Annotated in this window: 13 protein-coding genes; 4 read left to right on the top strand and 9 right to left on the bottom strand. The window is 70.5% G+C overall.

Going from position 1 to position 13,052, the window contains the following annotated elements; all coding sequences use genetic code 11:
- Positions 1–12: 12 nt before the first annotated feature.
- Positions 13–2,832, bottom strand: coding sequence for a PQQ-dependent sugar dehydrogenase (locus ABD901_RS05205; protein ID WP_345121794.1), 2,820 nt, complete (start codon positions 2,830–2,832; stop codon positions 13–15).
- 151 nt (positions 2,833–2,983) lie between these two features.
- Between ABD901_RS05205 and ABD901_RS05200 the strand changes: the two genes are divergently transcribed.
- On the top strand, positions 2,984–3,847 hold the full coding sequence (locus ABD901_RS05200; RefSeq protein WP_345121792.1) for a class I SAM-dependent methyltransferase: 864 nt from the start codon (positions 2,984–2,986) through the stop codon (positions 3,845–3,847).
- Here the strand turns inward: ABD901_RS05200 and ABD901_RS05195 are convergent.
- From ABD901_RS05195 to ABD901_RS05180, 4 genes are all read right to left on the bottom strand, one after another.
- Positions 3,810–4,319 carry a VOC family protein gene (locus tag ABD901_RS05195; protein WP_345121790.1) on the bottom strand — a complete coding sequence of 170 codons (510 nt, stop codon included), beginning with the start codon at positions 4,317–4,319 and terminating at the stop codon, positions 3,810–3,812. The genes ABD901_RS05200 and ABD901_RS05195 overlap by 38 nt on opposite strands.
- Before the next feature lie 210 nt (positions 4,320–4,529).
- Positions 4,530–5,456 (bottom strand): hypothetical protein, encoded by a 927-nt coding sequence (locus ABD901_RS05190; RefSeq protein WP_345121788.1) that lies wholly within the window; start codon positions 5,454–5,456, stop codon positions 4,530–4,532.
- Positions 5,457–5,519: 63 nt separating this feature from the next.
- Positions 5,520–5,717: a hypothetical protein gene (locus ABD901_RS05185; protein ID WP_345121786.1), complete on the bottom strand. Its 198-nt coding sequence runs from the start codon at positions 5,715–5,717 to the stop codon at positions 5,520–5,522.
- Between the two features lie 15 nt (positions 5,718–5,732).
- Positions 5,733–6,473, bottom strand: coding sequence for a class I SAM-dependent methyltransferase (locus ABD901_RS05180; RefSeq protein WP_345121784.1), 741 nt, complete (start codon positions 6,471–6,473; stop codon positions 5,733–5,735).
- Positions 6,474–6,722: 249 nt separating this feature from the next.
- Between ABD901_RS05180 and ABD901_RS05175 the strand changes: the two genes are divergently transcribed.
- The 3 genes from ABD901_RS05175 (at position 6,723) to ABD901_RS05165 (ending at position 10,853) form a co-directional block, all read left to right on the top strand.
- Complete coding sequence (locus tag ABD901_RS05175; protein WP_345121782.1) at positions 6,723–7,385, top strand: class I SAM-dependent methyltransferase; 663 nt, start codon at positions 6,723–6,725, stop codon at positions 7,383–7,385.
- A 137-nt stretch (positions 7,386–7,522) separates the two neighbouring features.
- Entirely contained in the window at positions 7,523–10,153 is a 2,631-nt protein-coding gene (gene rph, locus ABD901_RS05170; protein WP_345122384.1) for a rifamycin-inactivating phosphotransferase, read from the top strand.
- Positions 10,154–10,211: 58 nt separating this feature from the next.
- Positions 10,212–10,853, top strand: a complete 642-nt coding sequence (locus ABD901_RS05165; RefSeq protein ID WP_345121780.1) for a LysE family translocator — start codon at positions 10,212–10,214, stop codon at positions 10,851–10,853.
- A gap of 5 nt (positions 10,854–10,858) precedes the next feature.
- On the opposite strand, the gene ABD901_RS05160 is transcribed toward ABD901_RS05165, so the two are convergent.
- The 4 genes from ABD901_RS05160 to ABD901_RS05145 all read right to left on the bottom strand — a co-directional run bounded on the left by ABD901_RS05160 (position 10,859) and on the right by ABD901_RS05145 (position 12,827).
- Positions 10,859–11,437, bottom strand: a complete 579-nt coding sequence (locus ABD901_RS05160) for a YdcF family protein (protein WP_345121778.1) — start codon at positions 11,435–11,437, stop codon at positions 10,859–10,861.
- A 31-nt stretch (positions 11,438–11,468) separates the two neighbouring features.
- The gene (locus ABD901_RS05155) at positions 11,469–11,948 is read right to left on the bottom strand and encodes an SRPBCC family protein (RefSeq protein WP_345121776.1); all 480 of its coding nucleotides are present in this window, start codon (positions 11,946–11,948) and stop codon (positions 11,469–11,471) included.
- Complete coding sequence (locus ABD901_RS05150) at positions 11,945–12,307, bottom strand: metalloregulator ArsR/SmtB family transcription factor (RefSeq protein ID WP_345121774.1); 363 nt, start codon at positions 12,305–12,307, stop codon at positions 11,945–11,947. The genes ABD901_RS05155 and ABD901_RS05150 overlap by 4 nt, the downstream gene beginning before the upstream one ends.
- A gap of 316 nt (positions 12,308–12,623) precedes the next feature.
- Positions 12,624–12,827 (bottom strand): cold-shock protein, encoded by a 204-nt coding sequence (locus ABD901_RS05145; RefSeq protein WP_345121772.1) that lies wholly within the window; start codon positions 12,825–12,827, stop codon positions 12,624–12,626.
- Positions 12,828–13,052: the final 225 nt, after the last annotated feature.

The raw sequence follows: 13,052 nt of genomic DNA, 5'->3' as shown, positions 1-13,052 counted from the left end.
CTGACTGGCGGGTCATGTGCCGTAGACCTCGAAGCTGAACAGCGAGTAGCCCCACTGGGTGCCGCGGGCCGTGCCGTAGATGCGCACGTAGCGGGCCTGGACGTTGAGGCCGGTGTTGTCGTCCTCCCCGCCGTTGCCGCCGGTGACGGACCGGGCGGTGGTCCAGGTGGTGCCGTCGGGCGAGGTCTGGATCTGGTACGCCGAGCCGTACGCCGCCTCCCAGAGCAGCCGGACCCGGTTGACCGTGTGGGTGGCGCCGAGGTCGACCTGGATCCACTGCGGATCGCCGAAGGCGCTGGACCATCGGGTCGTGGTGGAGGCGTCGACCGCGGCCGAGGCCGGGTAGGTCGCCGACTCGGTGCTGGACGCGGTCGCCGGGTGGTTCAGCGCCAGGTTCGTCTGCGGCGGGGTGGTCGTGCCGGTGGCGAACGTGAAGCTGTCCAGGTCGAACAGCGCCGCAGTGCCGGTGCCGGCGAACGTGAGGTACAGCGACGTGGTGCTCGCGGGCGCGCCGCTGATCGTGCCGCTCACCGTCGCGAACGTCTCCCACGAGCCGGTCGGTGCGACGGCCGCCGAGCCGATGACCGTGCCGGTCGGGGATCCGGTGCGCACCTGCAGCGTCCCACCGGTACCGCCGGATGAAACGCGGGCCGTGAACGACGTGGCGTTGTTGAGCTTGTAGGGGTCGAACTCGATCCAGTCGCCGTTGTTGATGTCGCCGACGGTCATGCCGCCCTCGGCCGCGGTCTTGCTGTACTTGTTGACGCCGGACGAGGTCTTGTAGAACTCGGCCTGGCGGTGCTTGGGCGCCAGGATGTTCTGCGCGTGGGTGGTCAGGCCGCCCTTGTCGGTGTACTGCGCGTCGAAGATCGGGAAGATGTTCGAGGCGTCGTCGTGCTCGCCGTCGACCGGGATCGTGATCGTGCCCGAGCAGCCGGTCTGCGACGTGATCTGGTGCGCGTGCTGGTCGTGGCCGAGCACGTAGTTCATCGTCACCTTCGAGCAGTCGATGGTGCCGTCCTCGGGGTCGGTGACCGTGACGCTCCACGGCACCGCCTCACCGAACGCGGCCAGCTGCCCGGAGGCGGGGCTGTTGACGACCACGGTCGGTGCGGTGTTGCCGACGCTGATCGGCACGCTGGCGGTGCCGGTGGCGCCCTGCGGGTCGCGGACCGTGAGGGTGGCGACGTAGTTGCCGTTGGCCGTGTACGTGTGCGACGGGTTCGCGGCGGTGGAGGTACCGCCGTCGCCGAACGCCCACGAGTAGGTCAGCGCGCCGCCCTCCGGGTCGCTGGACCCGGCCGACGAGAACGTCACGGCGAGGGGTGCCGCACCCGACGTCTTGTTCGCGCCGGCCACGGCGGTCGGTGCGCGGTTGCCGCCCGTGCCGACGTAGTCGTAGCGGTACAGCGCCGAGTTGGCGTCGCCGTTGAAGTACCCGGTGCCGTAGTCCAGCACGTACAGCGACCCGTCCGGCCCGAACTGCAGGTCCATGACCTGCTTGCCGTTCCACGGGAAGTTGTCGATCGCGCCGTAGCTGCCGTCGGCGTTCACGGTCACCGGCTTGATCCAGCCCCGGCCGAACTCGGCGGCGAAGAACTGCCCGTCCAGGGAGGCCGGGAACTTCGTCGTGGACGGGTTGCTGGCGTTGTACCGGTAGACCGGGCCCGCCATCGGCGACTCGGAGCCGCCGCCGAAGGCCGCCGGGGAGCCGGCGTCGCCCGCGTAGCGGATCCAGGCGGGCTTGGCGGGAGGCAGGGTCGTCAGGCCCGTGTTGCGGAAGGAGTTGTTCGTCGGGCCGCCGGCGCAGTTGTACTTCGGGCCGGTGCTGTTGCTCGCGAAGTTCCACTCGTTGTAGGTCTCGGTCGTGGTGTTCGTGCCGGTGCAGTACGGCCAGCCGTAGTTGCCCGGCCCCGTGATCCGGTCGAACTCGACCTGCCCCGAGGGCCCGCGGTTGGCGTCGGTGGTGCCGGCGTCCGGCCCGTAGTCGCCGAGGTAGACGATGCCGGTGGCCTTGTCGACGGTCATGCGGAACGGGTTGCGGAAGCCCATGGCGTAGATCTCGGGCCGGGTGTTGGCGGTGCCCGGCGCGAAGAGGTTGCCGGCCGGGATCGAGTACGTCCCGTTGGCGTTGACCTTGATGCGCAGCACCTTGCCGCGCAGGTCGTTGGTGTTGCCGGCGGAGCGCTGCGCGTCGTAGACGGGGTTGCGATCGGTGCGCTCGTCCAGCGGGGAGTACCCGGAGGACTCGAACGGGTTGGAGTCGTCGCCGGTGGACAGGTACAGGTTGCCGGCCGCGTCGAAGTCCATGTCGCCGCCGACGTGGCAGCACATGCCGCGGTTGGTCGCCACCTCCAGCACGGTGACCTGGCTGGCCATGTTGACCGTGTAGTCGGCGTTGAGCGTGAACCGGGACAGGCGGTTGACGCCGTTGAAGGCCGCGAACTGTGCTGCGGTGCCGTTGGCGGGGGCGTCGCCGGCGGGGGTGCTCAGCGGCGGGGCGTAGTACAGGTAGACGTAGCGGTTGCTGGCGAAGTTCGGGTCCGCCGCGACCCCCTGCAGCCCCTCCTCGTCGTGCGTGTACACCGGGATGTTCGCGATCACGGACGTGTTGCCGGCCGCGTCGGTGCGCCGCAGTGTGCCGTCGCGGGCGGTGTGCAGGACCGAGCGGTCCGGCAGCACCGAGATCGCCATCGGCTCGCCCGTCTCGGCCACGCCCTTGGCCAGCGTGACCTGCTGATAGTCGGCCGGGTTGATCGCCGCCGAGGCCGGTGCCGCCGGCCCTGCGAGCACACCGAGCCCCGGCGCGAGCAGTATCAGGGCGGCCGCCATTGGCCGCCATCGATTCATGGCGTGATGTCGGTTCACTTGCTATCCCTTCCTGACTGCAACTGCCAGGCAGGGCGCGCGCCGCCGCGCCGGAGCCTTCTCGAGAGAGAGCGCTCTCCTCGGCTTTGCGGGCAACACTAAGAGGTTATTATCAATGTGTCCAGATGTATCGCCAGAAGTGGCAAAACTTTCGCCAACTCAGACGAAAGTCGGTTGGGGCAGACTGGGGCGTGACGGACTTCGACCGCGCGGAGGCAGCATGAGCTTCGACGTGACCGCCGACGCCTACGGCCGCTTCATGGGCCGCTACTCCGAGCCCCTGGCGCCCCGCTTCGCCGACCTGGTCGGCGTGACCGCCGGCGCGCGCGTCCTAGACGTCGGCTGCGGCGCGGGCGCCCTGACCGCCGAGCTCGTCGCCCGCCTCGGCCCGGACACGGTCAGCGCCGTCGACCCGTCCGAGCCGTTCGTCGCCGCGGCCCGCGACCGCCTGCCCGGCGTCGACGTCCGCCTCTCCCCCGCCGAGCACCTGCCGTTCCCCGACGACACGTTCGACGCCGTCCTGGCGCAGCTGGTCGTGCACTTCATGGCCGACCCGGCGGCGGGCCTGCGCGAGATGGCCCGGGTCACCCGCCCCGGCGGCACGGTCGCGGCCTGCGTGTGGGACCACGCCGGCGGCACCGGCCCCCTGGCCGCCTTCTGGCGCGCGGTGGCGTCCCTGGACCCGTCGGCCCCCGACGAGTCCGGCCTGGCCGGCGCCCGCGAGGGCCACCTGGCGGAGCTGTTCGCCGAGGCCGGCCTGCGGCACATCACGTCGACGGTCCTGACCGTGCGCGTCGCCTTCCCCGACTTCGGCACCTGGTGGGATCCGTTCACGCTCGGCGTCGGCCCGGCCGGCGACTACGTGTCGCGCCTGGACGAGCCGGGCCGCGCTGAGCTGCGCGCCCGATGCGCGTCCCTGCTCCCACCGGCGCCGTTCGAGATCACCGCGTCGGCGTGGACCGCTCTCGGTCGCGCCTGAGCTCCACATCCAGGGTCTCCTGCGCGACGCGCATCGCCTCGGCGTAGACCGGCTCGGCCAGCCGCCGCATCGCCTCCTCGTACTCGACGGTCTCGACGACCATGCTGACCCACCAGATATTGCCCCACGGGTCGCGCACCCGCCCGCCCCGCTGACCGAACGCGTGGGTCGCCGACGCGGTGACCACCCGCGCCCCGGCGGCAACGGCGCGCTCGATCGCGGCGTCGGCGTCATCGACGAACACCCGCAGCAGCGACGGCATGGAAGGCCACTCCGGCCGCTGGTCGAACGCCAGCAGGATCGTGTCGCCGACCCGGATCTCGGCGTGCCCGATCGTCCCGTCCTCCAGCTGTACTCGTCCCAGCTCAACCCCGCCGAACACGCCGGCGACGAACTCGAGCAACCGCCCGGTGTCCGGCGTGACGATCCACGGCGCGGCGGTCGTATACCCCTCGGGCGCGGCGCTGCTCATGACGTCTCCCTCGTTGTCGTAGCGAACTGCGCCCAACGTAGGTCCCCGAAACGGTCAGCTCCTGTCCTAGTAGGGTCCCGTTGCGCCGGTCTGCGATCATGCGTGCATGCCGGGGGTCCACCCGGACACGGCCGGCGAATGGCAGGAGCTCGCCGGCCCGGCGGTCGAGGTGTCGCCATCGGAACGGGCGAAGTGATCTCCGGTCCGTAGTCAGATCTCGTACGGCCCCGGCGAGATGGTGGTCGTCGACGCGCCCGGGGGTCGGGCCAGCAGGCCGGTTCCGCGCACGACGGCATCGTTGCGGTGTACGCCGCCGACGATGTCGATGCTCATCTCGGCGGCCACCGTGCGGGCGGTGCAGGCATACGTGAACTCGCTGAGCTCCTCCTCCATCTCGTCGTTGCCGTGCAGCTCTTCGGGGCTGGCGGAGATGCCCAGCGCGTCGAGGTGGCGGCGTTCGACCGGGAGTGGGCGGCCGAGTGCCAGGGCCGCGTCGTCCTCGCTGTACCGGCGGATGGTCCGGCCGTGCTCGGCGATCAGCCAGGCCGAGTAGTCGGAGTACTCGGTGATGAAGAACGCGTGCGCCGCGCCGTGCTCGGCGCTGAGCCGCTCGGCGAGGTGGCGCACCTCCTCGGCTCGGTCGTCGTCGCTCGGGTCGCACCATCGGCCGGCGACGACGGTCCAGCCGTTCAGCTCCGGTGTGACGAACACCAGGTTGTCGGGGTCGTCCCTGCGGTCGGCGACCACGCTCGCGGCGAGGGCGAACGTCGCCGGGCGCACGGGGGTCAGGCCGAGGCCGGTCAGGATGGCCTGCTGGTCGCCGCCTCGCACGCACATCCAGGTGTCCCAGCAGAGGCTGAGGTTCACGAACGGCTCCACGGGCGCCTTGATGCGCACAAGGCGTTCGGCCGCGGCGAGGTCGGCGGGGTGCAGGCCTGCTTCGCCGACGATGTTGACGAGGATCTCGAGCGCGGCGGCGCGCAGGGCGCCCGGGCCGTTGCGCCGGATCCGCTGCAGGTGGGCGACGATCGGTTCTCCGCGCCTTGCGAGGTGCCACACGAGGCGGTTGCGTTCGTAGCCGGTGCAGAGGCCGAGGCGGCCGAGCTCGGTCTCCAGGTCGGCGTCGTCGTCGGTCACGCTGCCATGATGCCGGGACCCCGACGGCGCCGCCGGAGCGGGAGGCGCCGGCGGCCGCCTGACTCAGCCGCTTCGACGTCCCCCGTCGACGACGGGGCAGCCGGCCAGCCGCATCGCGGTCACGACCTGCTCGGCCTCGTCGTCATCGCAGATGATCCGGACCCTGGAGGTCAGCTCGTTGTACGGCAGGTATCCCCCGCCGCTGCTGCTGCCCCGCAGCACCCAGCCGGGCTCGTCCTCCCAGAACGCGTCGGATGTCATGCCGCGATCCTGGCACTACCGGTCGGCCACGACGAGCCGATATCCGGCGTCGAAGTCCTCGCGGCGTACAAGGTCGCGATGGCGGTCGTGCCAACGGCCGTCCCGCAGGTCCGCGGCGAGCCGCTGCAGCCCCGGCCGCAGCGCCGCGTCGCCGACCTGCGCCAGCATCGATATGCCCGACCGTACGGCGGGGTCGAGGTATGCCTCGGGCCGTCGCCAGTAGGCCGCGCCGAACCCGTCGGTGCAGTCGTGGGGCACGGGCACCGGCTCGACCCGGGCACCGCCGAGCAGCTCGGCGAGCTGCTGTACCGGCACCGCCCGGGTGTCGTCGAACGCGGCCGCCTGCGGCAGGTACTCGTTCACCAGCCAGAACCGCCGGAAGGCCGGCTGGTCCCAGGTGAGGATGACGATGCGGCGCCTGGCGACCCGGCGCAGCTCGGCGATGCCGGCGTCGAGGTCGGCCCAGTGGTGCACGGTGAGCAGGGCCATGACCGCGTCGGCGGCGCCATCGGCGACGGGCAGCGCCTCCGCGCGCGCCTGGACGACCCGCGCCGAACCGGCGGGCCGCTGCCCGATCATCACCGCGCTGGGTTCGACGGCGAGGACGGTCTGCGGCGGCTCGTACGACCCGGCGCCCGCCCCGACGTTGATGACCGATCGGGCGTCGCCGAGCGCCGCGGCGATCTGCGCGCCGATCCGGTGGTCCGGTCGACGGGTCGTCGTGTAGGTCGTACCGATGGCGTCGTAAATGGCCATCGTGACAGTGTCCCAGGGCCGGTGCGCCTACTCGAAGACGATCTCCGGGTAGCTGCGAGGGGCCGTCGAGCAGGCCGTCGTCGCCGCGGCCGTGCAGGTGGCGGTCGAAGCACCCGGCCACGTACGCCCCGGGGCGAGGTGGCCGGCCGCGTGGACGAGCGACCGGCGCTGGCACACAGCGTCGATCTGTTAATAGTCTTAACTATTTGATCGGTTGCGGACCGGACGAGGTTCGGAGATATTCGACGGATGGCCGGTGGCGACGATCTGGCGGCGTTGCTCGACGAGCAGGCCGCGTTCTATCGGGCGGTTGCGGCCGAGTACGAGGACCACGCGCTGCCGTTTCCCGGCGGCGGTGAGCTGTCCGAGGCGCTGGATGCCTTCCGGCCGACCGGCAGCGTGCTCGAGCTCGCCTGCGGTCCGGGCACCTGGACGACCCAGCTGCTGCGGCACGCCACGGACGTCACGGCCGTGGACGGCTCTGCCGAGATGCTCGGGCGAGCCGCGGCCCGTGTCGGCCGGCAGCGGGTGCGATTCGTGCTGGCCGATCTGTTCGGCTGGCGGCCGGACCGTCGCTACGATGTCGTGTTCTTCGGGTTCTGGCTGTCACACGTCCCGGCCGAACGCTTCGCGTCGTTCTGGTCGCTGGTGGCCGACTGTCTGCAACCGGATGGACGGGTGTTCTTCGTCGACGACGCGTACCGCACGGACGAGGAACTCATCGAGGGCGAGCAGTCCCCGGTGATCCAACGCCGGCTCACCGACGGCACGGCCTACCGGATCGTCAAGGTCCCGCACCAGCCCGCGGACCTCGAGCGGCAGCTCGACCGGATCGGCTGGCGCATCAAGGTCCATCCGACCTCTGGGCCGTTCTATTGGGGAAGCGGAATCCGCCCGCAGACCACCCGTTGAGCGGCGGACGACCCCAAAAAGATAGGCAAGGAGATCTTCACTCCTCGCCACTTCTAACATATAGCAGACCGGGGGGCTTGCCGCAAGACCCGGGTCGTGCCGCAGAATCGTCGGCCGGACCAAGAACGGACGAGGACATGGGGGCACGACGTGCGCGCGGAGGTATCGCGGTGAGCGAGCAGTTCGTGTTGGGTCTTCACGAGGTCGACGAGATGCAGGTCGCGGTCGTCGGCGGCAAGGGTGCGCACCTGGGGGCGCTGTCGCGGGTCGACGGCATCCGCGTGCCGGCCGGCTTCTGCGTGACGACGGACGCCTTCCGGCGGGTCGTCGCGGAAGCGCCGACGATCGACGATCGGCTCGATCGGCTGTCGCGCCTGGACCCGGACGACCGGGAGGCGATCCGCACGCTCAGCGCGGAGATCCGCCGGACCGTCGAAGGGATCGCCATCCCGGGCGATCTGGCGGCGGCGATCACCAGCGCTCTCGCCCGGCTCGGCGAGCAGGCCGCCTACGCCGTGCGATCCAGCGCGACGGCAGAGGACCTGCCGACGGCCTCCTTCGCCGGCCAGCAGGACACGTACCTCAACATCGTGGGGCCGGCGGCGATCCTCCGGCACGTCAGCCGGTGCTGGGCCTCGCTGTTCACCGAGCGGGCCGTGACCTACCGCCAGCGCAACGGCATCGACCACCGCACCGTCCACATGGCCGTGGTCGTGCAGCGGATGCTCTTCCCGCAGGCGGCCGGCATCCTGTTCACCGCCGACCCCGTCACGGGCAACCGGAAGGTCGCCACCGTGGACGCCGGCTTCGGCCTCGGCGAGGCCCTGGTCTCCGGCCTGGTGAACCCGGACGTCTTCAAGGTGCGCGACGGCGAGGTCGTCGCCAAGGCGATCGCCGCCAAGCAGCGTTCCGTGCACGCCCTGCCGGAGGGCGGGACGCAGGAACAGGCGATCGACCCGCAGCGGCAGGAGCAGCCGGCGCTGACGGATGCGCAGGTCGTGCGGCTCGTGCAGCTCGGGCGGCGGATCGAAGCGCATTTCGGCTGCCCGCAGGACATCGAATGGTGCCTCGTCGACGACGGCTTCCAGATCGTCCAGAGCCGGCCGATCACGACGCTGTTCCCCATCCCCGAGTCCGGCGACGGGGAGAACCACGTGTACCTCTCCGTCGGCCATCAGCAGATGATGACCGACGCCATGAAGCCCCTGGGGCTCTCCTTCTGGCAGATGACGACCCCCGCGCCCATGGCCGTGGCCGGTGGCCGCCTGTTCGTCGACGTCACCCAGAGGCTGGCCTCGCCGGCGAGCCGGGCCGGCCTGCTGGAGCTCGTGGGGAAGTCCGATCCGCTGACCGGGGACGCGCTGCGGACCGTCCTCGAGCGTGACGGCTTCATCCGGCCGCTGCCTGACGAAGGGCCCCCCGGGCCGCTGATTCGCCGCGCGCAAGCCCCGATCGAGACCGATCCGGCCATCGTCACCGAGCTGATCGGGCAGAGCGAGGCATCCGTCGCCGCCTCGGAACGCGACATCCGCACGAAGTCCGCGGAGGCGCTGCTCGACTTCATCCGAGCGGACATCCAGGAGCTGCGGCGGCTCCTGTTCGATCCGCGGAGCTATCAGGTGTTCATGTCGGCGATGGAGGCCACGTGGTGGCTCAACGAGCAGCTCGAGGCGTGGCTGGGCGAGAAGAACGCGGCGGACACGCTCACGCAGTCCGTGCCGCACAACGTCACGTCGGAGATGGGGCTGGCGCTGCTCGACGTCGCTGACGTGATCCGACCGCATTCGGACGTGGTGGCGTTCCTGCAGCACGTCGAGGACGAGGGTTTCCTGGACGAGCTGCCGAAGCTCGCCGGCGGGCAAGAAGCGCGAGACGCCATCGAGGCCTGGCTCGACCAGTACGGCATGCGCTGCGTCGGCGAGATCGACATCACGCGGCCGCGTTGGAGCGAACGCCCCTCCACGCTCGTGCCCATGATCCTCGGCAACATCAGGAACTTCGAGCCGGGGGCCGGCGAGCGGCGCTTCGAGCAAGGGCGGCAGGAGGCCGGGAAGAAAGAGCAGGAGCTGCTGGAGCGCTTGCGGGCCATGCCGGACGGGGAGGGCAAGGCCGAAGAGACGAAGCGGATGATCGACCGGGTCCGGACCTTCATCGGGTACCGGGAGTATCCGAAGTACGGCATGATCAGCCGCTACTTCGTGTACAAGCGGGCCTTGCTGGAAGAGGCCGAGCGCCTCGTGCAGGCGCACGTACTCCGTGAGCGCGAGGACATCTTCTACCTCTCGTTCCAGGAGCTCCACGACGTCGTGCGCACGAACCGCGTGGATGACCAGCTCATCGGCCGGCGCAAGGATGCGTTCAGGTCGTACCAAGCGCTCACGCCGCCCCGGGTGCTCACCTCCGACGGCGAGGGCATCGCCGGGGCGTACCGGCGCGACGACCTGCCGGCCGGTGCGCTGGTCGGCCTACCGGTCTCCGCCGGGACCGTCGAAGGGCGGGCCCGCGTCATCCTGGACATGGCACAGGCGGATCTCGAACCGGGCGACATCCTCGTCACGGCCACCACGGACCCCAGCTGGACGCCCCTCTTCGTCGCCGTCGCAGGCCTGGTGACGGAGGTCGGAGGACTGATGACGCACGGCGCTGTGATCGCACGGGAGTACGGATTGCCGGCCGTCGTCGGTGTGGCGGACGCCACCCGGCTGATCCTCGATGGGCAGCGGATCCGCGTGCACGGAACCGACGGGTACGTCGAGATTCTTCGCTGAGGCAGGCGGGCGACGAACGCGGTGGAAGCGCGGCCCCGCGCGTGGTTACATGACCTTCATGGTGTCTGCCGACCGATTGCTCGCATTCGCGGCCATGTCGTTCCTGCTGATCATGATCCCGGGGCCCAGCGTGCTGTTCGTGATCGGACGGGCGCTGGCGCATGGACGCCGCGCCGCGCTGACCACGGTGGTGGGGAACACGATCGGCGCGTACCTGCTCGTCGTGGCCGTGGCCCTGGGGCTCGGTTCCATCGTGGAACGTTCCGTCGCCACCTTCACGGTGCTGAAGTTGGCGGGCGCGGCATATCTGGTGTACCTCGGCGTCAAGGCATGGCGGGAGCGCGATTCGCTGCTGCAGGTCTCCATCACCGACGCCGGCGCGGCACGCGGTAGCCTGCGCACCTTCTGGGAGGGGTTCGCGGTCGGCGTGTCGAACCCCAAGACCATCGTGTTCTTCGCGGCCGTGCTGCCGCAGTTCGTCGACCGCGCTCAGGGGCACGCCGCGGTGCAGATGCTGGTGCTCGGCCTGGTCTTCAACGCCATCGCCGTCGTCTCCGACAGCACGTGGGGCGTGGTCGCGGCCACCGCACGGGACTGGTTCGCCCGCTCGCCGCGACGGCTCTCCATGGTCGGCGGGATCGGCGGGCTCACGCTGATCGGGCTCGGCGTCACCGTTGCCGTCACCGGCCGCAAGGACTGAGCCCGTCAGCAGGTGGTCTCGACCGTGTGCGCCTTCACGGTGGCGCCGTACTGATAGGCGATCTGGGTGGGCCACTGGTACCAGGGCAGCCGCGCGGTCGCGACGAAGATGTTGCCGGTGAAGCACCGGCTCAGTCGCAGTGTTGCGCGAGAGGCCTGGTCGGGCGTCGTGACGAGAATGACCGAACGCCAGCCATGCTGCTCGGCCATCCTCGCGATGTCGCGAGCCTCACCCCGGGTGGTGAACGGATCGGAGTGGAAGCACAGGACCGGCACGTTGTCCAGCCGACCCTTGTGGCACCACGACGTGTCAATCTCGGCGTCGGAGACCGAGATCGCCACGAGCGGCGCCCGGCCCTGTCGCGCCAGGTCCAGCGCCACGGGACGCCGGTTGCCGGGGCCGCCGAGCTGGACGATGACGTCGGCCCGCTGCGGCAGCGGGGGCAGGTCCGGCCAGATGAACAGGTGAGCGGTCAGCACCGACACGCCCGCGAGCACCACCGCCAGGACGGCCATCACGACGCGACGCCGGCGCCGCCGGCGCCGGACGGACGACGGTCCGCCCGCAACGTCGGTCTTGCTCATCGGTCACAGATTACCTGGAAGTCCGAGCCCGCTATCGCTGCGCCTCGAAGTGTTCCTTCATCGCGGGGTAATAGTCGTTGAAGTCCGGCATCGGCTGGTCGTCGCGCGAGGCGACCAGCGCGTCCAGGTAGAACTCCCAGCCCGGTCCGACCTCGCCGACGCCCTCCGTGCCGGTCAGGTGCTGGGTGAAGCGCAACTCGGTCACGCCCGCGGTCTCGGCCAGCTCCAGGTCCATGAGCCAGCGCCCGTGCTCGTCACCGGCGGACAGCGCCAACCGGCGCGGCGGCTCGCACGCGTCGATGGTCATGTCCATCCAGGGCTTGCCCTCCTCCTGGACCATCTGGACCTTGATCGTGCGGCCCGGCGCGGCGTCGCCCTCCCACGGGCCGAACCAGCGTGCGGTGCGCACCGGGTCGGTGAGGCTCGCCCAGACGTCGTCGATGGGGGCGCGGAAGGTGCGGGTCAGCACGAGGTCGTTGCCGAACAGGCGGCCGGTGGGTGTCGGGCTCATGCGGTCTCCTTCTGGGACGGGTGGCGCTCGGCGGCCGTGTGCCGCTCGCGGCGGGCGCGGTAGACCTCGGTCTCCAGCGCGTCGAAGTGGTGCTGCCAGCCGGACGGGCGCATCAGCCGCCCCAGCCATCCGGCCAGCTCGTCGAGCGGCGCGGTGTCCAGCGTGTAGACGCGGCGGCGCCCGTCGACGGCGTCGTGCACCAGGCCGGCCTCGCGCAGCACGCGCAGGTGGCGACTGACGGCCGGACGGCTGATCGCGAAGCGGTCGGCGATCTGGCCCGCCGTGAGCGGTTCGGTGCGCAGCATCAGCAGGATCTCCCGCCGCACCGGATCGGCGATCGCGCCCGCCACCTCGTCCACGCCCGGAAGCGTAACCAGTAGGTTACGCTTTTCGCAACGCTCGTCGCGCGCGCTTACCCACATGGCACGGAACGAAGGGCGATGGCGTCCTGGGACCGGTTCGGCTCGTATCGCACCACGAGCGCCGAAGGGCCGGACCGGCGACCGCCCGGCATCCCGGCCGCGACGGTGGCCCTCAGCAACCCGATCTGGCTGACCGCCACAGACTGGACGGCAATTCGGCACTACAGATTACGGACAGCAAAAACGGACCGAGCGCCCGCACAGGAATTGTGCGGGCGCTCAGTCTTCGCTATGGGTTCCTGCAGGGAGCCGGTCAGACGCCGCGGACGTTCTCCGCCTGCGGACCCTTCTGCCCCTGGGTCACCTCGTACTCGACCTTCTGGCCTTCCGCGAGCTCACGGTAGCCGCTGCTGGCGATGGCCGAGTAGTGGACGAAGACGTCCGCTCCTCCGTCGTCCTGCTGGATGAAGCCGAAGCCTTTTTCTGAATTGAACCACTTGACCGTACCGCGAGCCACACGTTCCTCCTGATGGTGGTGGGAACCCGTCCGTCGCCTATCGCCGGCAACAAACTCCCACCCAAGCGCGACCATACCCTACCTGACGGAACGATGCGTCACCGACTCCCCCCGAAATGTGCCGACAATTTTCTCGGCGCCCGCGACTACAGCGGCCGCAATGGACTGGCCACCCTCCGCGGCGCTTCGGATGCGCGACCGCGAGGTACCGCCGAGCCTGCTCGC

It is taken from the genome of Dactylosporangium darangshiense (assembly GCF_039537565.1).
Classification (GTDB): Bacteria; Actinomycetota; Actinomycetes; order Mycobacteriales; family Micromonosporaceae; genus Dactylosporangium; species Dactylosporangium darangshiense.
Note: the sequence above shows the minus strand (reverse complement) of the source record. Positions and strands in the feature narration are given on the sequence as shown.

Coding starts and splice junctions, on each gene's coding strand:
- ABD901_RS05195 (WP_345121790.1), bottom strand. CDS start 4,319: ATGAGCAGCGCCGCGCCCGAGGGGTATACGACCGCCGCGCCGTGGATC.
- ABD901_RS05165 (WP_345121780.1), top strand. CDS start 10,212: ATGGTGTCTGCCGACCGATTGCTCGCATTCGCGGCCATGTCGTTCCTG.
- ABD901_RS05160 (WP_345121778.1), bottom strand. CDS start 11,437: ATGAGCAAGACCGACGTTGCGGGCGGACCGTCGTCCGTCCGGCGCCGG.
- rph (WP_345122384.1), top strand. CDS start 7,523: ATGGGGGCACGACGTGCGCGCGGAGGTATCGCGGTGAGCGAGCAGTTC.
- ABD901_RS05205 (WP_345121794.1), bottom strand. CDS start 2,832: ATGGCGGCCGCCCTGATACTGCTCGCGCCGGGGCTCGGTGTGCTCGCA.
- ABD901_RS05200 (WP_345121792.1), top strand. CDS start 2,984: ATGTGTCCAGATGTATCGCCAGAAGTGGCAAAACTTTCGCCAACTCAG.
- ABD901_RS05175 (WP_345121782.1), top strand. CDS start 6,723: ATGGCCGGTGGCGACGATCTGGCGGCGTTGCTCGACGAGCAGGCCGCG.
- ABD901_RS05180 (WP_345121784.1), bottom strand. CDS start 6,473: ATGGCCATTTACGACGCCATCGGTACGACCTACACGACGACCCGTCGA.
- ABD901_RS05155 (WP_345121776.1), bottom strand. CDS start 11,948: ATGAGCCCGACACCCACCGGCCGCCTGTTCGGCAACGACCTCGTGCTG.
- ABD901_RS05185 (WP_345121786.1), bottom strand. CDS start 5,717: ATGACATCCGACGCGTTCTGGGAGGACGAGCCCGGCTGGGTGCTGCGG.